Source organism: Gordonia sp. DT219, assembly GCF_049847065.1.
GTDB lineage: Bacteria > Actinomycetota > Actinomycetes > Mycobacteriales > Mycobacteriaceae > Gordonia.
Genome location: NZ_JBNCNR010000130.1, coordinates 1 through 233 on the forward strand (window position 1 = coordinate 1; position 233 = coordinate 233).

A 233-nucleotide genomic window follows, 5' to 3' on the forward strand; every position below is an offset into this window, starting at 1 on the left:
TTGGTGGCGGTGACGCCGTGGCCGGTTTCGTTGATCAGATCGGTCAGGTCGGCTTTGATGATCAGCTGCACCGGTAGTCCGCGATGCGATTCGCCGAGTTCCCCCGACTTCAGGGCCAGTTTGTACACGGCCTGCATCGCATCATGGTTGCGTTGCGCTTGGCTGCGGGTGTCGCGGTCGGCGGCGGCCGCCAATTTTTCGGGGTCGGCGTCTTCGACGGAACCCGACGGTGA

General features: G+C 63.5%; 1 protein-coding gene. It reads right to left on the reverse strand.

Going from position 1 to position 233, the window contains the following annotated elements; genetic code table 11:
• Positions 1 to 233, reverse strand: a 233-nt coding sequence (locus ACPXB3_RS22725; RefSeq protein WP_425729909.1) for a DUF222 domain-containing protein, incomplete at both ends; no start/stop codon positions are given.